Origin of the sequence: Anaerotignum sp. (assembly GCF_031981185.1) — a bacterium.
GTDB lineage: Bacteria > Bacillota > Clostridia > Lachnospirales > Anaerotignaceae > Chakrabartyella.
In genome coordinates this window covers 44,485-67,119 of the sequence record NZ_DALYUL010000011.1, presented here as the reverse complement: position 1 = coordinate 67,119, position 22,635 = coordinate 44,485, and the positions used below count along the sequence as shown (strand labels likewise).

At 36.9% G+C, this 22,635-nt stretch carries 22 protein-coding genes and 1 pseudogene; 19 read left to right on the top strand and 4 right to left on the bottom strand.

Annotated elements, in window-relative coordinates; all coding sequences use genetic code 11:
* Positions 1-282, top strand: a 282-nt coding sequence (locus RTK36_RS08080; RefSeq protein ID WP_312046040.1) for an RNase H family protein, incomplete at its 5' end; no start/stop codon positions are given.
* Positions 283-388: 106 nt separating this feature from the next.
* The gene (locus RTK36_RS08075; protein WP_066049121.1) at positions 389-589 is read left to right on the top strand and encodes a cold-shock protein; all 201 of its coding nucleotides are present in this window, start codon (positions 389-391) and stop codon (positions 587-589) included.
* Positions 590-1,055: 466 nt separating this feature from the next.
* Here RTK36_RS08075 and RTK36_RS08070 read toward each other — a convergent pair whose 3' ends face one another.
* Positions 1,056-1,577, bottom strand: a complete 522-nt coding sequence (locus RTK36_RS08070; RefSeq protein ID WP_312046038.1) for a hydrolase — start codon at positions 1,575-1,577, stop codon at positions 1,056-1,058.
* 1,024 nt (positions 1,578-2,601) lie between these two features.
* Here RTK36_RS08070 and clpB point away from each other — a divergent pair.
* Positions 2,602-5,184, top strand: coding sequence for an ATP-dependent chaperone ClpB (gene clpB / locus RTK36_RS08065; RefSeq protein WP_312046036.1), 2,583 nt, complete (start codon positions 2,602-2,604; stop codon positions 5,182-5,184).
* A gap of 359 nt (positions 5,185-5,543) precedes the next feature.
* Positions 5,544-6,638, top strand: a complete 1,095-nt coding sequence (locus RTK36_RS08060; RefSeq protein ID WP_312046034.1) for a GGDEF domain-containing protein — start codon at positions 5,544-5,546, stop codon at positions 6,636-6,638.
* Positions 6,639-6,773: 135 nt separating this feature from the next.
* Here the strand turns inward: RTK36_RS08060 and RTK36_RS08055 are convergent, their stop codons facing one another.
* Entirely contained in the window at positions 6,774-6,953 is a 180-nt protein-coding gene (locus RTK36_RS08055; protein WP_312046032.1) for a hypothetical protein, read from the bottom strand.
* 1 nt (position 6,954) lies between these two features.
* Positions 6,955-7,131: a hypothetical protein gene (locus RTK36_RS08050; protein ID WP_312046030.1), complete on the bottom strand. Its 177-nt coding sequence runs from the start codon at positions 7,129-7,131 to the stop codon at positions 6,955-6,957.
* 215 nt (positions 7,132-7,346) lie between these two features.
* Here RTK36_RS08050 and RTK36_RS08045 point away from each other — a divergent pair, with 215 nt between their 5' ends.
* From RTK36_RS08045 to RTK36_RS07995, 11 genes are all read left to right on the top strand, one after another.
* A complete protein-coding gene (locus RTK36_RS08045) occupies positions 7,347-8,000 on the top strand; it encodes a YigZ family protein (protein ID WP_312046028.1) in 654 nt (217 codons plus the stop codon).
* Positions 8,001-8,302: 302 nt separating this feature from the next.
* Positions 8,303-8,923 (top strand): VOC family protein, encoded by a 621-nt coding sequence (locus tag RTK36_RS08040; protein ID WP_312046026.1) that lies wholly within the window; start codon positions 8,303-8,305, stop codon positions 8,921-8,923.
* A gap of 201 nt (positions 8,924-9,124) precedes the next feature.
* Positions 9,125-9,943: an AraC family transcriptional regulator gene (locus tag RTK36_RS08035; RefSeq protein ID WP_312046024.1), complete on the top strand. Its 819-nt coding sequence runs from the start codon at positions 9,125-9,127 to the stop codon at positions 9,941-9,943.
* Positions 9,944-9,970: 27 nt separating this feature from the next.
* Complete coding sequence (locus RTK36_RS08030) at positions 9,971-10,891, top strand: DMT family transporter (RefSeq protein ID WP_312046023.1); 921 nt, start codon at positions 9,971-9,973, stop codon at positions 10,889-10,891.
* Positions 10,878-11,303 carry a DUF2000 domain-containing protein gene (locus tag RTK36_RS08025; RefSeq protein ID WP_312046022.1) on the top strand — a complete coding sequence of 142 codons (426 nt, stop codon included), beginning with the start codon at positions 10,878-10,880 and terminating at the stop codon, positions 11,301-11,303. The genes RTK36_RS08030 and RTK36_RS08025 overlap by 14 nt, the downstream gene beginning before the upstream one ends.
* A gap of 99 nt (positions 11,304-11,402) precedes the next feature.
* On the top strand, positions 11,403-11,828 hold the full coding sequence (locus RTK36_RS08020; protein ID WP_312046020.1) for a hypothetical protein: 426 nt from the start codon (positions 11,403-11,405) through the stop codon (positions 11,826-11,828).
* A 162-nt stretch (positions 11,829-11,990) separates the two neighbouring features.
* On the top strand, positions 11,991-12,890 hold the full coding sequence (locus tag RTK36_RS08015) for a helix-turn-helix transcriptional regulator (RefSeq protein WP_312046018.1): 900 nt from the start codon (positions 11,991-11,993) through the stop codon (positions 12,888-12,890).
* A 70-nt stretch (positions 12,891-12,960) separates the two neighbouring features.
* Positions 12,961-13,419 carry a GyrI-like domain-containing protein gene (locus RTK36_RS08010; RefSeq protein WP_312046015.1) on the top strand — a complete coding sequence of 153 codons (459 nt, stop codon included), beginning with the start codon at positions 12,961-12,963 and terminating at the stop codon, positions 13,417-13,419.
* 16 nt (positions 13,420-13,435) lie between these two features.
* On the top strand, positions 13,436-14,191 hold the full coding sequence (locus RTK36_RS08005; protein WP_312046013.1) for an N-acetyltransferase: 756 nt from the start codon (positions 13,436-13,438) through the stop codon (positions 14,189-14,191).
* 2 nt (positions 14,192-14,193) lie between these two features.
* Positions 14,194-15,078, top strand: a complete 885-nt coding sequence (locus tag RTK36_RS08000; protein ID WP_312046011.1) for an SPL family radical SAM protein — start codon at positions 14,194-14,196, stop codon at positions 15,076-15,078.
* Positions 15,079-15,466: 388 nt separating this feature from the next.
* A complete protein-coding gene (locus tag RTK36_RS07995) occupies positions 15,467-16,972 on the top strand; it encodes a glutamate synthase-related protein (RefSeq protein ID WP_312046009.1) in 1,506 nt (501 codons plus the stop codon).
* A gap of 120 nt (positions 16,973-17,092) precedes the next feature.
* Here the strand turns inward: RTK36_RS07995 and RTK36_RS07990 are convergent, their stop codons facing one another.
* On the bottom strand, positions 17,093-18,340 hold the full coding sequence (locus RTK36_RS07990; RefSeq protein WP_312046007.1) for a glycerate kinase type-2 family protein: 1,248 nt from the start codon (positions 18,338-18,340) through the stop codon (positions 17,093-17,095).
* 419 nt (positions 18,341-18,759) lie between these two features.
* Here RTK36_RS07990 and RTK36_RS07985 point away from each other — a divergent pair, with 419 nt between their 5' ends.
* The 4 genes and pseudogenes from RTK36_RS07985 to RTK36_RS07970 all read left to right on the top strand — a co-directional run.
* A complete protein-coding gene (locus RTK36_RS07985; protein ID WP_312046005.1) occupies positions 18,760-19,254 on the top strand; it encodes a prolyl-tRNA synthetase associated domain-containing protein in 495 nt (164 codons plus the stop codon).
* 157 nt (positions 19,255-19,411) lie between these two features.
* Positions 19,412-20,851 (top strand): tRNA (N6-isopentenyl adenosine(37)-C2)-methylthiotransferase MiaB, encoded by a 1,440-nt coding sequence (gene miaB / locus RTK36_RS07980; protein WP_312046003.1) that lies wholly within the window; start codon positions 19,412-19,414, stop codon positions 20,849-20,851.
* A gap of 1 nt (position 20,852) precedes the next feature.
* Positions 20,853-21,254 (top strand): YlbF family regulator, encoded by a 402-nt coding sequence (locus RTK36_RS07975; protein WP_312046001.1) that lies wholly within the window; start codon positions 20,853-20,855, stop codon positions 21,252-21,254.
* Positions 21,255-21,522: 268 nt separating this feature from the next.
* Positions 21,523-22,635, top strand: a pseudogene (locus tag RTK36_RS07970) (DNA mismatch repair protein MutS); the annotation flags it as partial.

Here is a 22,635-nt window from a genome sequence, read left to right as displayed (position 1 = left end):
TCCGTTAAGCTCTACAGTGACTCAAAATACGTAGTGGATGCCATCGAAAAAGGCTGGGCAAAAAAATGGCGCAGTCAGGGTTGGATGCGCAACAACAAAGAAAAAGCCTCAAATGTAGATTTATGGGAGCGACTGTTGGCTTTGCTTGAAATTCATCAGGTTTCCTTTATTTGGGTAAAAGGACATGCCGATAATCCCGAAAATGAGCGATGTGACCAATTAGCAAGGGCTGCAATACAGAAAAATACGTTAGAAAATGACGAAAATTATGAAACAATGTAAATGAGAACAGTGACTTAGTGGGAAATTTGCGTTGACACTTTATGAAATATATGGTAGTATTGTCTTGTAAAAGTTTTTTATCTATCTATGTAGGAGGATTTATTCAATGAAAAAGGGTACAGTTAAATGGTTCAACGCAGAAAAAGGTTTCGGTTTTATTTCCGTTCCCGGTGAAGACGACGTGTTTGTACACTTCTCTGCTATTCAGTCCGAAGGATACAAGACACTTGAAGAAGGACAGGAAGTTGAATTTGAAGTTGTTCAGGGTGCAAAAGGCCCTCAGGCTGCTAACGTAAAACGTGCTTAATCGATTTGATTCTGTATTGAAGATGCTTAGGCATTGATAATATAAATTATTTTTTGGTTATGCAAGAAACAACGCTTTATACCGTTGGACAAAGTTAGGAAGCTAGACTTCCATAGAAGGCATAGGTTTATACCTGTGCCTTTTTGTTATGTTAAATTAGCCAGCCCAGCCTTTATATAATAATATTAGGTATAAAAGACTAATGATGCTATAAGGGGAAACAATAATATATTTGTATTCCATAGGGTTAAATAGTTTAAAACTTTTTCTTAGCCGCATTGAGTCATAAATATAAACGGTTTAAATAGATAGTTGTAAAACACATTTCAGATGAAAGAATCAAGGTTACATTAGATGCAATGATTTAAGCTAGAAAAGATTTCTAAGATAAAACAATGGTGATAACCAAGAGATACTTGGGTTATCACCATTAAAATACAAAAATATATACAATTGTTTTGTTCCTTTAAGAAACAGCAACTTTTCCCACACGAACTCCTTTATATTTGCGCTCTGCAACCTCGCAAACAGCACAAACCTTATCTACAAAGGTAATAACGTAGGATTCAATATATCTGGGAGGAACGAGGGTACATGGCCACATATGCTTAGAAATGGCGTCCTTTTCAACTTTATTCAGCTCTGTAATTTTTCTTGCATTATCCAGAGCAACTCTGGGATGCCAAGAAGCATGGTGGGTGCGAAGCCCCTTCTTTGTTCTCCAATCATAGAAGAACAGGTCATGAAGAAGACCAGCTCTAGCTGCGGAACGATAGTCCCAGCCCATGCGATAGCAAACCAAAAAGCTGTAATAGGATACATTAATGCTATGTTGTAATCGGCTTGTATTGCAATGCTGTACGAAGGAATCCATTTTTCTAACCATTTCATGATCAAGGAGATCCTGTACGCATTCATTATACTCTGCTAATAATTCATCCTCACTTAAGTTGCCAAAATCTTTTTTGGAACCAATTGCCTTATGCATTGGCATCACGTCCTTTTTGAGATTAACATAAGTATACCACAACGGCGAAGAAAAAAGACGGGGGAAATCAGGAAAATGTACTTTTTTTCCCAGTCGGCACTTTGCTTTTTCTTAGCACGATCAAATGACCCCGACTTCAAGTTTCTTTGCTTCGACTTTTCTATTATAGCATATGAATAAAAAACGCACAAGGAACAAAACAAGCAAATTTCAAGTAAATCATTCCCTTTTGTTTGTGACCATTGATCATCATATCTTCGACAAATTCTTCAAAAATCAACAATAAAATAGCATAGATTACTGCCTGTTCTTCGTAATTTTATAACAATATCATGATGATTTTATCTTAAAATATACGCCCTTTTTTGTATTCAAAATCGTCAGTTATTTAACATGCTAATTTACATAAAACATGCGAATATTTCTAATATGATAGAAGAAAAATATATTATAAGAGGGGGTACGAGATGGAATGTTGGCTTAAATGCAAAATCTTCCTAGGATAAAGATAATTTTTGAATATATCAGAATTTTATCAATAATTATGAAATACCTTTTTTGGGTATAAGATGTAGATGTTTTCACAAAATGTTTTGAAATTATTAAAGAAATAGGTCATGGGATTTACCTCATTAAACATGTAATTAAGCTATTTCAATCAACGGAAATATTACACAATTCTTTACAGATGGATGAGAATCTATCAATGAAATCTTTTGTCAGATTGCACAAGAAAGAAAAATTTTGTTTGAACGATACAAATCACTAAAAAAGACATTAAAGAATTTAATATCGAAAATCTAATATCTTTCTGAATTACCTCTTAAATGCCTCTAGAATAAAGTATTTCTTTGAAAGCAGGTTTATGATTATATATTTGGGCAAAAATGATGATAAAAAGTAAAAAGAAGCAAAAATTTTTGTTCGATAAATTATTGTTAGCACTCTTTACAAGTGAGTGCTAACAATGTATAATATACCCATATTAAAAAATAGTTTTGTGAAATAGGAAGGTGGAATGGTTATGAACTTGCAAAAATTTACCCAAAAATCTTTGGAAGCCATTCAAAATGCCCAGTCCGTTGCTGTGGAATATGGAAATCCACAAATTGAACAACAGCACTTGTTGGCAATGCTATTAACCCAGGAAGATGGCTTAATTCCTGAGTTATTACAAAAAATGAATGTAAATGTGAATGGCTTGCTTCAGGCAGTAGAAGCTGAAATAAAGAAACTTCCCCGGATGTCAGGAGGACAAACCTATGCCAGCGGGGATTTAGAAAAAACTTTGGTTGCATCTGAAAAGCTTGCTGAAAAAATGACAGACGAATATGTTTCTGTGGAACATATTTTTTTGGCAATGTTAAATGCACCCAATGAAGTGCTAAAGTTGGTTTTCAAGCAATACAACGTGAGTAAAGATGCATTTATGAAGATTTTGGTTTCTGTACGGGGGAACACCCGGGTAACCAGCGATTCTCCAGAGGCAACCTATGATGCTTTGAAAAAATATGGGGCAGATTTGGTGGAGAGAGCAAGAAGTAAAAAGCTTGACCCTGTTATTGGTCGGGATGACGAAATTAGAAACGTAATACGGATTTTGTCACGTAAAACGAAAAACAACCCAGTTTTAATCGGCGAGCCCGGTGTAGGTAAAACTGCGATTGCCGAAGGCTTGGCACAGCGCATTGTCAAAGAAGATGTGCCCAATAGTTTAAAGGATAAAACCATTTTTTCATTAGATATGGGAGCATTGATAGCCGGGGCAAAATTCCGTGGTGAATTTGAAGAACGATTGAAAGCGGTTTTAAATGAAGTTCGCAAAAGTGAAGGTAAAATAATACTCTTTATTGATGAGCTGCATACCATTGTTGGGGCAGGAAAGACGGACGGCGCCATGGATGCGGGCAACTTGCTGAAACCAATGCTGGCCAGAGGTGAGCTACATTGTATTGGTGCGACCACGTTGAATGAATATAGGCAGTATATTGAAAAGGACGCTGCGCTGGAAAGAAGATTCCAACCAGTTTTGGTCAATGAACCAACAGTGGAAGATACTATTTCTATCCTGCGTGGGCTAAAAGAACGCTATGAGGTTTATCATGGTGTTAAAATTCAAGATCAGGCAATTATTGCAGCTGCAACACTGTCCAACAGATATATTACTGACCGTTTTCTTCCGGATAAGGCAATCGATTTGGTGGATGAAGCTTGTGCGATGATCCGTACGGAAATGGATTCCATGCCGACGGAGTTGGATATTATTCAAAGAAAAATTATACAGCATGAAATAGAAGAAGCAGCACTTAAGAAGGAAAGCGATAAGCTTTCTAAGGAACGATTGGGTGAAACCCAAAAGGAACTGGCAGAAATGCGGGATAAATTTGCTGCTTTAAAAGCGAAATGGGAAAATGAAAAAGACTCTATAGGTGTTGTGCAAAAGCTTAGAGAGGAAATTGAAGATGTAAACGCCGAAATTGAGGCTGCGGAGAGAAAATATGATTTGAATCGTGCTGCCGAGTTAAAATACGGAAGGCTACCTCAATTACTAAAGGAGCTTGAGGAGAAAGAACACCTTGCTGAGGAGAACAGTGGAAAGAATACGCTGCTTCGGGATAAGGTGACAGAAGAAGAGATTGCGCGTATTATTGAGCGTTGGACGGGAATTCCCGGGGCAAGGCTTATGGAGGGCGAAAGAGAAAAACTTCTTCATTTGGAGGAGATTTTGCATGAGAGAGTAATTGGTCAAGATGAGGCAGTTACAAAGGTTTCTGAGGCAATTTTAAGAAGCCGTGCAGGAATCCAAAGTCCTAATAGACCAATTGGCTCCTTCCTGTTCCTAGGACCAACGGGCGTTGGAAAAACAGAACTGGCGAAAACCCTTGCAGAATGCTTGTTTGATGATGAAAAAAATCTGATTCGCATTGATATGTCTGAGTATATGGAAAAGTTCAGCGTTTCTCGTTTGATTGGTGCACCTCCTGGTTATGTAGGCTATGAGGAGGGCGGTCAGCTTACTGAGGCTGTTCGTAGAAAACCATATTCTGTGATTCTTTTTGATGAGATTGAAAAGGCTCATCCTGATGTATTTAATATTTTACTTCAGGTTTTAGATGATGGGCGTATTACAGATTCCCAAGGAAGAACAGTGGATTTTAAAAATACAGTAATCATTCTTACCTCTAACTTAGGATCTTCCTATTTATTAGATGGAATGGAGGATACAGGAGAAATAAAAGAAGACGCTCGTTTGGCGGTGGAAGAATTGCTACGTCGTTCTTTCAGACCAGAATTTTTGAACCGTTTGGACGAAATAGTATTCTATAAACCATTAACAAAAGATAATATCACTCATATTATTGATTTAATTATAGCTGATTTAAATAAGCGTTTGGCTGATAAACAACTTCACTGTAAATTGACAGCAAGAGCAAAAGAATTTATTGTGAATGAAGGGTATGATCCTGCATTTGGTGCAAGACCTCTGAAGAGAATGGTTCAAAGAAACATTGAAACGTTATTGGCAAAGAAAATTATTGCTGACGAGGTTACTCCAGACACCACTTTAACAGTTGACGTGGAAAATGGTGAATACAAAATAAATTAAGCATTAAGACTATACAAAAAAGAGCAAGTAATTTAACAAGATAAAACGTATTAAAATAAGTCCCCATTGTAGCGTAGAGAGCAAAGCTCTACTCATTGCATGGGGACTTTTTTTATGCTGCAAGCTGGAGTCATTCAGGTTTATTTTTGCATTAAAAAAAATACGGATTTTTGCAAGAGTTTCTGACGAAGATTGTTTTTGCAATTTAGTTCTGTTATAATATTATAAATTAGCGAAAGAAAATGAAACTTTATGCATTGGCCAAGAAACAATTCATTTTTAGCATGATATTTTATAGCGGAAGCATATGTAAAACTGCTAATAAGGAGTCATAATAATGAAGTTGGGAAGGAATGTTAATGGATAATTTATCTAAATTCTTGAGAAAGTTAGGTCATTGGAAAGAGAACTTGCTTGCCGAGAAGGTCGATTTATATAAAGAAGAAATATGCAATAGAAATTATAATAATTTTCTCGGATTAACAACCGTAGGCATTATTATTACTTGCGGAATTTTATTAGTGGGTTTACCTTTATCCGAATATTTTACGTTTAATAGTCAGATATTTGTACTATTAGGCTTATGTGTTATTTTATATTTAATAGCCAAGTTTTATCTTCATAAAAAAAAGAAGTATATCATACTGATTTTCTATTGTGCATTATCTCCGGTTATGTTCATGGGAATATTAATGGGTACATTTTTGGATAGTGGGGTTCCTTCTATCACAATCATGGTATTTTTATGTGTATTGACATTGTTTATGATAGATAAACCTTGGAGAATAATTTTTTTCATTTCATGCTCGGCAGTGATTTATGCAGTTTTATGCTATTTTGCCAAACCCAAAGCACTGTTTATTTCCGATATGATGCATTTGCTTGCTTTTTACTGCTTGGCCCTTGGGGTCAATGTATTGACTTTAAATGAACGTATTGAAAATGTAGAAAGCTTTGTAAAATACAAAAGCAAGTCTGAAATAGATCAAATGACAGGGGTATATAATAGAGAAGTGGGGCTATTTAAAATAAAGCAATTAATTTATAACCAGATTAAAGGCTCTTTTATAATTTTGGATATTGATGATTTTAAAAAAATAAATGATCATTTTGGACATATGTATGGTGATTCTGTAATCAAAGAAATCAGTCGTTTAATCAAAGGGTATTTTTCGGGGGAAGACATTGTTTTGCGTATGGGTGGCGATGAGTTTATTGTCTATTCCATTAATCTCATTGAAATGGACGAATGCAGAAGGGAGCTGGAAAATTTATTAAACTCTTTACAATCTTCTGCCATAGGACGTGATAAAGGAATCAGTGTAAGCTTTAGTATCGGCTGTGCCATAAACGACAAAGATAAGGTTGATTTTAACCGTCTTTATCGTGATAGTGATCAGTGCCTCTATGTGGCGAAAAATTCAGGCAAAGGCTGTTGTGTTATTAAGAAATAATTGTAGTTTTAGATAGTTTTGAAATTTATTTCAAGATAAGATGAAAAATGAGTTTGCTACATAAAAAATAGGCACAATGAAACAAAAGCGATACTAAAGTAAAAAGTATCGCTTTTGCACTATAATCAGTGGGGATTAACGGCCAGTTTTTTGTGCAGCTTTTGCAAAATGACGCAAGGATTTCATGGTCGTGATTTCAGTGCTGCTATGGGAAATGGTCTGTTGAATATCATCGGGTAACCCTTTGTAAAAGTTCTGGGCTCTTGCGTTGTTTAAAAGTAAGTCGGCTAAGTCTCTGTATTCTTTACCAAACATTTTAATAACCTCCTCTCAAAAGATGCTCGGCATAGCGCCGAAGGTCTAAGTCATAGTGGATGTTGTTTTCGTACTGACGAACGTTAAATTGGCGATCTTCTGGCAAAGATTCAAAAAAATCCTTTGCTTTTGGATTCCGGTTTAATAAATCGTCAAGGTTCGTGTATTCTTGAGCCATGTTTATCACCTCAACGTTATCTTGCGCAAAAAAAAGAGTTTCATTCTTAATTAAAAAGCATGCAAATACTTTTATGGCTGGTAATTTGTGTGATATAATAATGCAATTACTTAATCGTAAAATAAGTTTTTTATGAAGTACAAAGATATTGAGAAGATAATTTTGACTTTGTTAATTGATTTAGCTGAAAAAAAACAAATTGGTTGGTGGAAGATATGTTGAATGAATATAAAACAATTTTAACAGAAGCAGAAGCTGAAATAGTGGAGAAAAAATCACGTTTTATTGCTACGGTACGCCCTGTGAAATCTGAGGAAGAAGCACGGCTTTTTGTAGAAGAAATGAAAAAAAAATATTGGAATGCGACCCACAATGTTTTTGCATTTCAACTTGGGGAACGTAATGAAATTCAGCGCTTCAGTGATGATGGGGAGCCCCAGGGAACGGCAGGCATGCCTGTTTTAAACGTTCTTAAGGGGGAGGATATAAAGAATGCCGCAATTGTAGTCACCAGATATTTTGGAGGAACACTTTTGGGTACAGGCGGGTTGGTTCGTGCATATGGTAAAGCTGCAAAAGAAGGGGTCTTGGCCGCAGGAATAGCCGACCTGGTTTTGTATGCAAAGTATGAAATTACAACGGAGTATACGGATTCGGGAAAAGTACAATACGAAATTCTTCAGGAAGGGCATATTCTTTTCGATACCCAGTATTCTGAAAAGGTTGTGTTTATTGTCTTTGTTAAAGTGGATGAGACTGTAGCTTTTGAGAAAAAAATGACAGATGTTTTTAAAGGAAATACCCCGTTTGAAAAACAAGGAGAGCAATATGGGGTGTGGCAGGATGGTGAACTGTCATTATTGGAATGAAAGTGTTTACAAAAAGAATTGAGTGCTTTGAAGATTCTGGATTTTAGTAGATATAAAGTAACAACTCTTTTGTATTATTAATATGAATCCGCAGAGCACCTACATGACTACAAAAGAATGAAATAAAATGAAATGTGATTTCTTATCAAAAAATAGGCTGAGGAAGTACTGCCTGTCTTTTTAGCTGGATGTCTTTACAATGTAGTTAGCTATAGATAACTAAAAATATGAAAAGTGCTTAGGTAACTGATACCAAGAAATAGAAAATAAACTACAAGACAAGAAATGATAGGAGGAATTTTATGAGAGCAGGTCATTTGATTTACAAAGTGGAGAATTTGGACAATGGCGTGAAAGAATGGCGGCATAAGGGATTTGCTGTGGAATACGGGAGAGCTAAAAATCCTTATAATGCCATTATTTATTTTAGCGAGGGACCTTATATTGAATTGTTGGCGTCCACGGGGATGCCCCGATTTTTTAAAGTTTTACTCAAAACTTTGGGATATAAGGGGGTTGTGAAACGATTTGATTCGTGGGATTATGGTACGGATCGTTGGTGCGGTTTTTGCATCGAGAAAGATCATGGAGATTTAACAGAGGAAATAAATCAATTAGGAAAATATAAAGACCGAGGATTTAATATGAAAAGTGCAAAGAGAACGGACACCCATGGCAGAAAATTGAAATTCAAGTGCTTTTTTCCGGCGGAATTGAGTTTACCATTTTTAATGAGCTATTTCAATGTCGATCCTAAACCACGAAATTTTGTACATCCCAATGGATATAAAAGAGTTAGTAAAATAACATTCGCCACAACTACAGAAGCATCGAAAATAATTCAGGAACTTTTAGATGATCCTATCGTTGAAATTGTAGTTACAGGAGACGAAGGGGTTGTAAAAGAAGTTCAGTTTGCATAGTTTTTTCAATCTATAGATAATTCCGTTGGTAAAACAATGCTTGAGGGTTTGTTTTTATTGACAAAAAGGAATATCATGGAAGACTTAATGTTGTCTGAAAGAATTGGAAAGAAAACATAAGAGCAATATCGTTCAAGAATGACTATTGGATTTATGATATAGTATAATCAAGCTGTTGGAAGAAGGTGGGAAGAAGGACATATGAACAATGAATTTAGAACGGTGAAATTTGATGTAGAACTGAGGGTTGAAGCCTATCATTTTCAAGGAATTATGCAAAAATTCCCCAACCATTTTCATGAATATTATGTATTAGGATTTATCGAAGAAGGAAATCGGCATTTGTCTTGTAAAAATAGAGAATATACCGTTGTTCCAGGGGACTTGGTACTATTTAATCCGGGGGATAATCATACTTGCGAACAAATAGATGGAAAAACCCTGGATTATCGATGTATCAATATACAGCCGGAGGTTATGGGCAAGGCGGTCTTTGAGATAACAGGAAATGAAGAGTTGCCTTATTTTGCAACTACAGTGGTTTATCGCAGTGAGTTTGCATCACAATTAAAAGAGCTGCATTCATTAATTATGGAGGAAGAACGGGATTTTAGAAAAGAAGAGCTATTTTTATTGCTTTTAGAGCAGTTGATTGAAGAACATGCCGCAGAACCTCCTTCCACCAAATCAGAACATAGTACGGAGATTGCGGTTGTTTGTGATTACTTAGAAAATAACTATAGGGAAAGCATTACACTGGATCAATTAAGTGATTTGACAGGGCTGAGTAAATATTATTTATTACGTTCCTTTACAAAGCAAATGGGAATTTCTCCGTACAGATATTTGGAAACAATACGTATTGACAAGGCAAAGAAGCTTTTAGAGCAAGGGGTATTGCCGATTGATGCTGCTTTGCAGACAGGCTTTAGTGATCAAAGTCATTTTTCAAATTACTTCAAGAAGTTTATTGGGGTGACACCAAAACAATATCAGAGCATTTATAAAAATCAGATTTGATAGGTGTTGCGTAAGAAAGGGACTATTATGGATAGAAAAAATGAACTTACAGGGCATATACTGGCAATCGTCACAATTATTATTTGGGGAACTACATTTATTTCTACAAAGATTTTATTAAAAAGCATGAGCCCCATAGAAATATTATTTATCCGATTTGTGATTGGCTGGATTGCACTAATTCTTGTTCGCCCCCGCAGATTAAAAATTCAAAATTCAAAGCAGGAATTATATTTTGCCGGTGCAGGACTTTGCGGAATCACCTTATATTTTTTATTAGAAAATATCGCATTGACCTACACCTTTGCGTCTAATGTTGGTGTGATTATTTCTGTGGCGCCTTTTTTTACCGCATTGTGCGCCCATTTATTTTTGAAGGAAGAGAAGTTGAAGCCACAGTTTTTCGTTGGTTTTTTGATTGCATTGGTGGGCATTTTTCTAATGAGCTATCAAGGAGCCAGTGTTTTGAAACTCAATCCTATGGGAGACTTGTTGGCGGTATTGGCGGCATTTGTATGGGCCATTTACTCCATTTTGACAAAAAAGATTAGTGGCTTTCAATATAATACGGTGCAGTCAACCCGGAGAATTTTCTTTTATGGCTTATTGTTTATGATACCTGCTCTGTTTATTTTTGAATTTCACCCCGCTGGCTCTACCCTTCTAAAACCGATAAATCTTTTTAATATGATATTTTTAGGGCTGGGTGCATCAGCAGCATGTTTTGCTACATGGAATTGGGCAGTAAAAATACTAGGAGCGGTAAAAACCAGTGTTTATATTTATTTGGTTCCTGTGGTAACGATAATAACTTCCGTTCTAATTTTACATGAAAGAATAACAGGGATGGCTGTGATTGGCGTGGGGCTTACATTAGCGGGATTGTTTATTTCAGAGAACAAATTTTCAATGGGGAGAAAAAACGAGGTGAAGAATGAATGCTGTTGATATGAAATGCGTTATGATTATAGATTCCCAATTGCCAATTGGGATAGTAGCAAATACATCAGCAATTTTAGGTGTTACTTTAGGGGAACAAGTACCCCATTTAGTAGGGGAGAATGCCGCGGATGCCTTGCATGAAACACATTTAGGAATTGTTACAATTCCGATTACAATGCTGAAGGGAAGCAAGGCTGGATTAAGTGAATTAAGGCAACGTTTATATGCCCCTGAATTTAGTGATCTGGTGGTTGTTGATTTTACAGAAGCAGCCCAAATTTCTCAGGTTTACAGTGATTATGTACGGAAATTGGAGGCCCTTTCCACACAAGAGCATACTTATTTAGGAATTGGTATTTATGGTGAAAAGAAAAAGATAAATAAATTGACAGGTGCAATGCCGCTTTTGAGAGGATAAGGATATTGTTATGGACTTCGTTACATTCGTTTGTTAAAATGAAAGCGAAATGGGCTGATTGTATGAAAGGTCTCATTTAATAAAATTTTGGAGGAACCCATGAAAGAAGTAATCCGTAAAAATATTTTAGGTTTACCATATAGTCTCCATGATGCCAGAGTGAGTAAAATCACATTGGATGGGGAGAAAATTATGATGCATTTTAGTGAAGGTTTTTACGAGCAAGATAATGATTATTTAGCAGTGAAGGGACAAAGAATTATTTGTATTGAAGGTTTAGATTTGGATTTTTGTTCCGTTTATTTGTTTGATTCGATTGGAAACACTGGGGAATTTTCTGGTGAAAATTACGAATTAGTTGCTTTCGTAAACAAATTTCCCAACATGGATTTCGAAATCATAGATGAAATTTATGGCTACAATCAATCAGTTTTTTCGGGGTATTTTTATGAAGAAGATCATATGAAAAAGTGCACGGTTGACATTTATCATTTGGGGAATATGAAATATATGATTGAGAATTAGGCAAAGCGGAGCATTAACTAAATCAAGTATAGAAAATTAGAGCAAAGCATTCTGTGGAAGTCGAAACGCAGAATGCTTTTTTTATCGAAAAAAAGATTAGAATAACATGATAGTGCATGCAGAGAATTTACAATTGTGTTAAAATAATATCGGTGAGAAAATATGAAAATTGATCGATTGCTAGAAATGGTTTATGTGCTTTTTGAGAAAAAAACGGTAACAGCAAAGGAGTTGTCGGATTATTTTGAAGTATCTCAGAGAACCATATATAGAGATTTAGAATCACTGAGTGCTGCAGGAATACCCATTTATACGAGTAAGGGTAAGGGTGGAGGAATCCGACTACTGGACAATTATGTGATGAAAAAATCTATGGTTTCCGAAACAGATCAGCTTGAAATCATTTCTTCTTTGCAAGGCATGAATGCATTAAATGTGCCTGGGGTGGAACCGGTTCTTAAAAAACTGGCAGTTTTGTTTCAGCGCGATGAATCAAAATGGATTGATGTTGATTTTTCCCATTGGGGCAGTGGTAAAGAAGAAAAAGAGAAATTCAAGGACCTTAAAAATGCCATTATTAATAGAAACCGGATTCAGTTTGAATACTATAGTGCCAATGGTGAAAAAACCGATAGAGTTATTGAGCCGTTACAACTAATTTTTAAAGGACAGGCTTGGTATGTATATGGATTTTGCACGGTAAGAAATGCATATCGTATGTTTCGAGTATCTCGAATCAAAAAACTTTTTGTATCAAAAGAATGTTTTGAAAGAGGCTTTGAGGAGGATCGTCTCATTTTTTTCAGAGAGACTATGGAGACGATCACTATAGTTTTAAAAATTGATTCAAATATGGCATTTCGAATTTATGATGAATTTGAACACGCAGAAATTGTGAAGAATGGAGACGGTAGTTTCACGGTTACAAAGACCATGCCTGAAAATGATTGGATGTATGGATATATTTTGTCTTTTGGAGCCTCTGCCGAGGTGCTTGAACCTGTGTATCTTCGGAATAGCATTCGTGAAAATTTGGAGAATAACTTAAAGAAATATATTTAATATGACATAATGGTGTCAGCTTTCATGTGGTATGCTTCTTCTTATCGAATAGAGAAAAGAGGTTTTTCATATGAAATATGAAGTGGTTGAGCTGAGTGAAAAAAAGGTTGCAGGCATCCGAAGGAGAACAAGCAATGGCGATGCAAATATGAGTTCCGAAATAGGTATGGCGTGGCAGAAGTTTTTTGGTGAGGGAATCTATGCGTCCATACCAGGGAAAATAAACGATAAAACTCTAGGTGTCTATACTAATTTTGAAAATGATGTAAACGGAGCCTACGATGTTTTGATTTGTTGTGAGGTTGAGGCAGATGCGAAACTTCCTGAGGATGTTTCTGTGGAAATCATGCCGAAAGGGAAATATGCCAAGTTTGTGATTCGTGGAGATGTGAAAGAAGCAGTGCAAACTTTTTGGATAGAGCTTTGGAGCATGGATTTGGATAGAAGATATTGCTGTGATTTTGAGGAATATCAAGGTGGAGACGATTTGAAACAAGCAGAAATACATGTATATATATCATTAAATTAGAAAAGGAGCTGAGTTCGTGGAACTAATTTCTGTTGACAGCAGTAACATCGATAGGGAGCACATTTGTTGTGCAATATCAGATAAAAAGGGTGATCCTTGTTTATCTTCTAAAAAGAACTGGATGAAAAGCCAGTTTGAGAATGGGCTTACATTCATAAAAGTGAATGTAAGGGGAAAGGCCTTTATTGAATATATTCCTGCTGAAAATGCATGGTGTCCCATTGATGCTGAGGGATATCTGTATATCAATTGTTTTTGGGTTTCGGGACAACTGAAAGGGCATGGCTATGCAAATGATCTGTTGCAAGCATGTATCGAAGATGGAAAGAGGCAGGGGAAAAAGGGGATTGTTATCCTTTCTTCTGAAAAAAAGATGCCTTTTTTATCGGATGGAAAGTATTTAAAGTATAAAGGATTTCAAGTTTGTGATACAGCAGAACCATATTTTCAGCTTTTATACTTGCCTTTTGAAAGTGGAGCATGTCAACCAAAGTTTAAAGACTGCTGCAAAAGTGCACGTATAACGGAAAAAGGCATGGTGTTTTATTATACAAATCAATGCCCTCATACAGAAAAGTATGTACCCCTCATGGAAGAAGTGGCCAAGGAAGAAGGACAAACTGTAACCCTGATAAAACTTGAAAGTCCAGAGCAGGCACAGAATGCCCCTACGCCGTTTACCACCTATAGTTTTTTTGATAATGGTAAATTTGTTACAAATGAAATCTTTTCGGGAAGTAAGTTTCGTAAATACCTGGAAAAGAAGGGTTGATAATGGATTGGATACCTGCAAAAACAATCCTTTCCGGATACAGCGAAAACAATTCGTGGTTTGGTACCAACTATAACATGAACATTTATAAAGGATGTAACCACGGTTGTATTTATTGCGATAGTAGAAGTGATTGCTATGGTGTGGAGCTCTTTGATAAAGTAAGGGCAAAGGAAAATGCACTTAATATTTTGGAGCGTGAGCTTAGAGGAAAACGAAGACGTGGTGTTGTTGGTACGGGAGCAATGAGTGATCCTTATAACCCGTTTGAAAAGAAACATGAACTTACTAGGGGTGCTTTGGCACACATCAATCGTTTTGGCTATGGAATAGCCATTGCAACAAAAAGTAGTTTGATTGAGCGGGACATAGATTTGCTTAAAGAAATATCTTCCCATTCTCCAGTGCTAATAAAAATTACAATTACCACCGCTGATGATGCTTTGTGTGAAAAAATAGAGCCTCACGTAGCAGTATCCTCCCAACGTTTCGCTACCATCAAGAAGCTGTCTCATGCTGGGATTTTTGCAGGGATTTTATCTATGCCCATTTTGCCCTTTATAGAGGATAATGAAAACAATATTAGAGCCATTGTGGCACAAGCACATGAAAATGGTGCAAAGTTTATCTATCCTGCATTTGGTGTAACATTACGGCAGAATCAGCGGGAATGGTATTATGATAAGCTGGATGAATTGTTTCCCTCACTGAAAGAAAAGTATATAGAGACATACGGGAATTCTTACGAATGCAAATCGCCCCATGGAAAGGAATTGTGGATGCTTTTTCGTGAAGAGTGCAAACGATACGGAATATTATATAAAATGGAAGATATTATAAAGGCGTATAAAAGCTATGGACAGCCTGTTCAACTTTCATGGTTTTAGCTGTTTCGAGAAGAAATAATAGAAAATAGTAAGGCTTGCTGCATTTAGGGATGAAGTAAGCCTTACTTTTTTTATTTCAGATACAAAAAATTGCTTGCTTTATTGATATTAATTAAGTAGAGAGGGTATGTAGGTAAAAATGGGCTGAAAATAATTTGCAAGTTAAATTTTTATATTTTAAATGGAGTCCAGTTGATATAATGAATTTGGCAAAATAAAAGTAAGTATGCTTTGTTGAATTATACATTTCATACATAAATGCTGTGAATTGAAAATATGTATTTGTGAAAATTTCCCTTAATTTCCTTTACAAACATGAATTAAAATGGTAATATTTTACTATAACATTACGGTTTGCTGATATATTTCTAAGAAAGGGTGTTTAATTATGACGTATTCTCCAACGCTATCCTCGGGTTTCACAGCAGGAAGAAATTCCAGTAAATTTGTATCACCTCAATCTGGAATGTGTTCTCTTTGTACTGAGGATTGTAATGGAACTTGTGAAATTGCATTGGCGGCAGTATTGGGTGCCAGAACGGTATACCCAATTACTACAGGCAATAATCAAATTGCCAGCGAAAAGGATTACCCTGTGGACTTTTCTCATTTTAACATTAATGGGCGAGTGTTTGGCGCAGAGGGCACTGATAAATCTGAAGCTGAATTATCCGTTTTTGATGTGAATTTAAAAACCTCATATGGTACAAAAAATAGAATAAATATGAATCTTCCTATTATTCTGCCTGCATTGATAAAACTAAATTGGAAAGATTATTTCGGCGGTGCGGCAATGGCGGGAGTTAGTTGCGTCATTGGTGAGGATGCCAGAAATAATGATTCTGCATTGGTCATTAACGATGGCAAAATTACAGATTTTCCCCTTTTACAAGAAATTATGGACTGCTATACACCTTTTTATCGTGGATTGGGGCAACTGATTTTACAATGTAATGCCGATGATAACCTTATGGGTGTACCTGAAATTGCAATTAAAAAATACGGCTATAAAGCAATTGAAATTAAGTTTGGACAAGGGGCAAAGGGCGTTCAACCATTAAAACGATTGAAAAATTACGAAATGGCATTGGAGAAACGAGAATGTGGGTGTTTGGTGCATCCTGATCCATTAGACCCCAAAATAAAAGAAGCTTATGAAAAGGGTGTTTGTCCAAGTTTTTATAGTTGTGGAAGATTTCCTGCTTGGACAGAAGAAAATATTAAACTACATATCGAAAATTTAAGAGCATTGGGCGCGGAAAATATCTATTTTAAGATGGCGGGTTATGACCAGGCAGATTTGGAACGGGTGCTGAGAATGGCTTGTGCAAATGAGGTGGATATGGTTACTTTCGACGGCGCCGGTGGTGGGTCGGGATACAGTCCTTCTAAAATGATGAATGAATGGTCTTATCCAACCATTGTCCTTGAAAAAAACGTGGTAGAGATTTGTAAAAGGCTGAAAAAAGAGGGGCTCCAATTGCCTGCTATTACAATAACAGGTGGTTTTGCCAGTGAGGATCAGGTGTTTAAGGCACTGGCTCTTGGGGAAGGATTTATTACCTCGGTAGGGTTATGTAGATCAGCCATGGCAGCTGCCATGACAGGGCGGAAAATTGGTGAGGAAATTAAAGCGGGTAAGATACCAGAAGTATTTAAAACTTTTGGGAAAACCGTGGAAGAAATTTATAGTGATTTGCCTGATTTATGTGCAATTTATGGAAAAGAAGCTGGAACCTTTTCAACAGGAGCCATAGGGGTATTTTCATACCTAAATAAAATTGCTTTTGGCGTTGAACATTTTGCGGCCTTGAATCGAAAATTTGAGGTATCTCTTCTAAATTGCCATGATTTAATTCCGTTGACATGGGAAGGGGAAAAGCTTTTGCAGTGAATTAAGTTTTGAATTTATGAACTAAGAAACGATTCAGTTGTAACATGAAAAAGAGGCTTATTTAAGCCTCTTTTTCATTTGCATAAAATTCATGTCTATAATTTTTAATCAGAAACAGAGTTATTTGCATAAAAGGAAATATAAGTCGTTCACATTTGTTCCTGTGGGGCCAGTAATGACTAGGGCGTCAGCCAGAGCTAATGCTCGATTAGAGTCATTTTCTGCTAAAATTTCATCAATTGAAATCCCTTTTTTGTCCAAAATTTCTTTTGTGCAGCCATCCACTAGTCCTCCCGCTGCATCGGTAGGGCCGTCTGTGCCGTCTGAACCAACTGCACAAACGACGATATTCTCTAATCCAGCAATTAATTCTGCGGCGGATAAAGCTAACTCCTGATTTCTTCCGCCTTTCCCTTTCCCTGTAATACGGACAATGGTTTCACCTCCGCAAAGTATGGCGCATGGTGCTTTTAAGGGAACACCATCTTTTTGGATTGTTTTGCCGATGGAAGCCAATAGGCGGCCGGCCTCCTTTGCTTCACAATCTACCAGGGTAGAAAGGACAAGGGGAGCATAACCTAGATTTTCTGCCTCCTCTGCTGCCGCAAGGCAGAGCTCTTTTACACTTCCGGTTATCAGCATAGTGTTGTTTTGAACTTCCTTTGGTGTCTCATTGGTGAGTTCTTTTTTCATCTCATTTGTCAGTTTTAATCCGTATTTTTCTACGATGGAAAATGCTTCAGCACAAGTTGAAAAATCAGCACATGTGGGGCCAGAGGCAATAGAATCGGGTCTGTCACCCAAAATGTCACTCAATGCAATGGTATAAACGGCAGCCGGAGCGCAAAGTGCAGCAAATTTTCCGCCTTTTACTGCCGAAAGATGCTTGCGAATCGTATTTATCTCCACAATATCTGCGCCGCATTTCAATAACTGGTCTGTAATCCGCAAAAAATCGTCTAATTTTAGATTTCCAGCGGGTTTCTCCAACAAAGCCGAACCACCACCAGAAACTAAAAAAATAACAGTATCCTTAGATGAAAGATTTGAGACGGCTTCAATAATTTTTTCTGTCCCTACGATTGTGTTATCATCAGGAAGGGGATGAGAGGCCTCCAAAATAGTGAAATCCTTTATATCTCCCTGACTATGTCCATATTTGGTAAGCACAATTCCTTTTTTTATACGATCTCCGAGAATTTCTGCGGCGGCATTTGCCATATTCCATGCAGCTTTCCCAATGGCGATTACAATAACTTCACCCTGAAAGGTTTGTCCTGCCAAAGCCCGCTTGACTGCAGAGTCGGGTAAAACTCTTTTTATTGAGCTTTGAATGATTTTTTGTGCATCCTCTTTTACTGTTGCCATTATTTCACCTCTTTGATATTTTTTATTATTATCTTAAAATTGGGAGCAAAAATAAAGATTAAATTAATTCATTTTATCAATGCTTGAAAATGTCATAAAAATACTTCAAAAAATGAAGAAGTGTACTTTTGGGGATTTAAAAATGCCGAGAAAACCTTTGAATTCCTAATGTTTTAAAATGTTTACAAAATGTTCATAATCCCTACATACCCAATTCATAAACCTATTTTATCATAGAATCATCCTTAAAAGAAGCAAGGATAAAGCAAATAACATAGTAATACATACCCTCCCCTTTTTAAAAGAGCCTATACGGCTCTTTTTTCATTTGTTTTTTAACGAAACAAGTTTTTTCTTTGGGATAATATATGCTATAATTAGGAAAGACTTGGTAGTAGTAAAAGGAAGGAGCAGTTGCCATGTACGATAAAGAGGAAGTAAAAAGGTTATTGGAGGAAAAAGGACTTGCATATGAATGGGTCGACCATGAAGCTGCCTTTACCATTGAAGATATGGTTCAAATGGGTTTTGATAAAGATCTTGATGTGGCAAAAAATCTTTTTCTGCGGGATGGAAAAGGGGAAAATCACTATTTGATTGTGGTGCGTTCTGATAAGAAAGTGAATCTAAAGGAATTTGCCCTGGCATTTGGTTTGTCTAAACTTTCTTTTGCATCGGAAGAACGTTTGATGAAGTATTTGGGCTTGAAAAAAGGAGCAGTAACCCCCCTGGGCATTTTGAACGATACGGAAAAAGAGGTAACGGTATTTTTTGACCAGGATTTTTTGGAAATGAAGAAAATCGGTGTTCATCCTAATGATAATACGGCAACGGTTTATTTATTAATCAAAGACCTTTTAGACATGATTACAGAACACGGAAATCAGTTAAAAGTAGTTGAGATTCCTCAATAAAAGAAGCCTAGGATTCTTTCTTTGTGATGAATGTGAGTTGCAAATGATTATTTTATGGAATTTTATGTTTAAGAAAAAATTCGTTGAGCCTAGGAAACTTCTATGCTATACTAAAATATAGCGGTTTTGCCAAAAATAGCATTGAAAGGGAAGAGCTATGAAGGATACAAGAAAAGAAATAACTGTCGATGAAACAGAACTGTTGCGACAGTTGGATTATATGCAGGGCATTCGTAAGATTAACGATGCTTATGAAGCAGAAACAGGGAAAAAGAAGAAATTCTTTAGTCTTGCTATGGGGTGTCAGATGAATGCCCATGACTCGGAAAAACTGGAAGGCATGCTTGATAAAATGGGTTATGCCCGAACAGATGAAGAAACCGACGCAGATTTTATTATCTACAATACATGCTGTGTGCGTGAAAATGCAGAGCAAAAGGTGTATGGTAAATTAGGCTGGCTAAAGCACTATAAAAAGGACAAGCCTGATACAGTCATTGCGTTATGCGGTTGTATGATGCAACAGGATAGTGTGATTAACACATTAAGACAAAAGTATCGACATGTGGATATTGTTTTTGGCACATACAACCTGTATAAACTGCCCGAATTGATGAATACCCGTATGGAAAGCGGTGACACCATTTATGATATTTGGCAGGAGCACGAGGAAATTGTGGAGGACTTGCCTAGTATCAGACATTTCCCCTACAAAGCAGCTGTAAATATCATGTTTGGATGCAATAATTTTTGCACCTATTGCATTGTGCCTTATGTGCGGGGAAGAGAAAGAAGTCGTGAAGCAGAGGACATTTTGTCTGAAGTGAAGAAGCTAGCAGCAGACGGCGTAAAGGAAATAATGCTTTTGGGACAAAATGTAAACTCATATGGAAAGAATTTGAGTGAACCTGTTAGCTTTGCGAAACTTCTGCGTATGGTAAATGAAATAGAAGGAATTGAGAGAATTCGTTTCATGACCTCTCATCCTAAGGATTTATCAGATGAGCTGATCCAAACCATGAAGGATTGCCCTAAGGTTTGTAAAAGCTTACATCTACCCGTTCAGGCGGGCAGCAGCGAAATTTTGCGCCGCATGAACCGTCATTATACCAAGGAATCCTATTTGGAAACAGTGAGGAAAATAAAGGAAGCAATGCCTGAAATCACATTAAGTACAGATATTATTGTAGGCTTCCCGGGGGAAACAGAAGAGGATTTCCAAGAAACACTGGATGTCATTCGAAAGGTTGGTTATACCACGGCATATACGTTTATCTATTCTAAGCGAACAGGAACCCCTGCGGCAACGATGGACAATCAGGTAGATGAGAGCGTAATAAAGGATCGTTTTGACCGTATGTTAAATGTTTTAAACCCAATGATTCATGAATTAAATGAAAAATTGGTGGGGAAAATTGTTAACGTATTGGTGGAAGAACCCAGCAAGTCTAACAAAGATGTATTAACGGGCAGGGCAGACAATTATGCTCTGGTTCATTTTGAAGGCAGTAAAGATTTAATCGGGCAAATCGTTCCCGTACGGATCATTGAAAATAAAACATTCTATTTTATTGCAGAAAGGGTTAATGGTGAATAATATGACAACTGTTTATGATTTAGCGAGAAATTTGGGGGAAGAATTGAAGAAAACACCTCAGGTTGAAACTTTGCTTGCAGCAAAAAAGGCTTATGAGGAAAGTCCTGAAATCGCAACAGCAGTAGAGGAATACACAAAGTTGCATCAGGAATTTGAATCTAAAATGCAGGCTGGTGGTATTTCCGCAGAAGAGCAGAAGGCATTTTCTGAAGATATGGCAAAAAGAGGCGAAGAAATCAGAAACAATAAAATTGCATCTGAATTGTTTGCCGCTGAAATGAACTTTAATAACTTTATGAACTCTATTTTCACGATTGTGACTTCTACTTTGACAGGTGAAGAACCTGCACAGAACGGATGCAGCCCTAGCTCTTGTGCATCTTGTGGCGGCGGTTGCCACTAAGGATAGAAACGGATAAAAGCGTTGGATAGATGCCCGAGCTCCCTTGCGGGGTTCGGGCTTTTATATAGTTTAAAATAACAGGATAGTATACATAAATGCTAAGAACATGAATTGGTTTGATGAAACGGATTTGTTTTTGAGAATTTAAAAGAAAGAATAACAACTAACTTAGAAAATTGTAAGTTGCTATTTGGTGAGTCATATTGAGAAGCCAATGCACCAAATACAATGTTTGCATATATATTTTGAAGAAAAGGGAGGAACGATCATGGCAAAAATCACGCCTATGATGCAGCAATACTTTGAAATTAAAGAAAACTATAAGCATTGCCTGCTTTTTTTTCGCTTAGGTGATTTTTATGAAATGTTTTTCGAAGATGCGGTGATCGCCTCGAAAGAGCTAGAAATTACCCTTACGGGAAAGGACTGGGGCCAGGAAGAGCGGGCACCCATGTGCGGCGTACCCTTTCATTCTGCTGATGGATACATAGCCAGATTGGTGGAAAAGGGGTTTAAAGTAGCCATTTGTGAGCAAGTTGAAGACCCCAAACTTGCAAAGGGCATTGTAAAGCGCGATGTTGTGCGGGTAATTACCCCTGGAACTGTTTTAGACAATGCTGTTTTGGATGAGCGGAAAAACAACTATATTCTAGCGATATATAGCAGTGGTGCAGGTTATGGCATTGCAGCTTGCGACGTGAGCACAGGGGAATTTCAAACAACGGAGTTTACCAGCATACAGGCAGCGAACAAAATTTTGGATGAAATCGCGCGCTATTCACCAGCAGAAGTTATCTGCAATGAGTCCTTTTTAAATAATCCATTATGTAATGAAGTCAAGGATCGGTTTTATTATTTTCTAAATGACATTGATAATCGGATGTTTGATTTTGCTACGGCAAAGGACACCATTTTAAAGCATTTTCAAGTGAAATCTTTGGATGGATACGGTTTAAGTAAAAAGCCTGGGGCAGTTTCAGCGGCAGGGGGGTTACTGTGGTATCTCTTAGAGACCCAAAAGAATGAATTAAGTCATATTTCAACGGTAAAATATTACACCACCGGTGATTTTATGCTTTTGGATGTTTCTAGCCGAAGAAACTTGGAACTAACGGAAACCATGCGGGAAAAGAGCCGCAAGGGTTCTTTACTATGGGTTTTGGACAAAACCCAGACTGCTATGGGTGCAAGATTACTTCGCAAATGGATTGAACAGCCCTTGCTATCCTCAGGAGAAATACAAAAAAGATTGGATGGCGTAGAAGAACTCTTTGGTGATTTATTCTTACGAGAGGAAATCAAGGACATTTTACACTCCATGTACGATTTTGAGCGTATTATGAGCCGCGTTATTTTTCAAAATGCAAATGCTAGAGATTTG

Excerpts from the sequence above, each read along its gene's own strand:
- RTK36_RS08055 (WP_312046032.1), bottom strand. The coding sequence starts at position 6,953 with ATGTTTGGTAAAGAATACAGAGACTTAGCCGACTTACTTTTAAACAAC.
- RTK36_RS08060 (WP_312046034.1), top strand. The coding sequence starts at position 5,544 with ATGGATAATTTATCTAAATTCTTGAGAAAGTTAGGTCATTGGAAAGAG.
- RTK36_RS08010 (WP_312046015.1), top strand. The coding sequence starts at position 12,961 with ATGAAATATGAAGTGGTTGAGCTGAGTGAAAAAAAGGTTGCAGGCATC.
- RTK36_RS08000 (WP_312046011.1), top strand. The coding sequence starts at position 14,194 with ATGGATTGGATACCTGCAAAAACAATCCTTTCCGGATACAGCGAAAAC.
- RTK36_RS08070 (WP_312046038.1), bottom strand. The coding sequence starts at position 1,577 with ATGCATAAGGCAATTGGTTCCAAAAAAGATTTTGGCAACTTAAGTGAG.
- clpB (WP_312046036.1), top strand. The coding sequence starts at position 2,602 with ATGAACTTGCAAAAATTTACCCAAAAATCTTTGGAAGCCATTCAAAAT.
- RTK36_RS08075 (WP_066049121.1), top strand. The coding sequence starts at position 389 with ATGAAAAAGGGTACAGTTAAATGGTTCAACGCAGAAAAAGGTTTCGGT.
- miaB (WP_312046003.1), top strand. The coding sequence starts at position 19,412 with ATGAAGGATACAAGAAAAGAAATAACTGTCGATGAAACAGAACTGTTG.
- RTK36_RS07990 (WP_312046007.1), bottom strand. The coding sequence starts at position 18,340 with ATGGCAACAGTAAAAGAGGATGCACAAAAAATCATTCAAAGCTCAATA.
- RTK36_RS07995 (WP_312046009.1), top strand. The coding sequence starts at position 15,467 with ATGACGTATTCTCCAACGCTATCCTCGGGTTTCACAGCAGGAAGAAAT.
- RTK36_RS08025 (WP_312046022.1), top strand. The coding sequence starts at position 10,878 with ATGAATGCTGTTGATATGAAATGCGTTATGATTATAGATTCCCAATTG.
- RTK36_RS07975 (WP_312046001.1), top strand. The coding sequence starts at position 20,853 with ATGACAACTGTTTATGATTTAGCGAGAAATTTGGGGGAAGAATTGAAG.
- RTK36_RS08045 (WP_312046028.1), top strand. The coding sequence starts at position 7,347 with ATGTTGAATGAATATAAAACAATTTTAACAGAAGCAGAAGCTGAAATA.
- RTK36_RS08040 (WP_312046026.1), top strand. The coding sequence starts at position 8,303 with ATGAGAGCAGGTCATTTGATTTACAAAGTGGAGAATTTGGACAATGGC.
- RTK36_RS08050 (WP_312046030.1), bottom strand. The coding sequence starts at position 7,131 with ATGGCTCAAGAATACACGAACCTTGACGATTTATTAAACCGGAATCCA.
- RTK36_RS08030 (WP_312046023.1), top strand. The coding sequence starts at position 9,971 with ATGGATAGAAAAAATGAACTTACAGGGCATATACTGGCAATCGTCACA.
- RTK36_RS08020 (WP_312046020.1), top strand. The coding sequence starts at position 11,403 with ATGAAAGAAGTAATCCGTAAAAATATTTTAGGTTTACCATATAGTCTC.
- RTK36_RS08035 (WP_312046024.1), top strand. The coding sequence starts at position 9,125 with ATGAACAATGAATTTAGAACGGTGAAATTTGATGTAGAACTGAGGGTT.
- RTK36_RS07985 (WP_312046005.1), top strand. The coding sequence starts at position 18,760 with ATGTACGATAAAGAGGAAGTAAAAAGGTTATTGGAGGAAAAAGGACTT.
- RTK36_RS08015 (WP_312046018.1), top strand. The coding sequence starts at position 11,991 with ATGAAAATTGATCGATTGCTAGAAATGGTTTATGTGCTTTTTGAGAAA.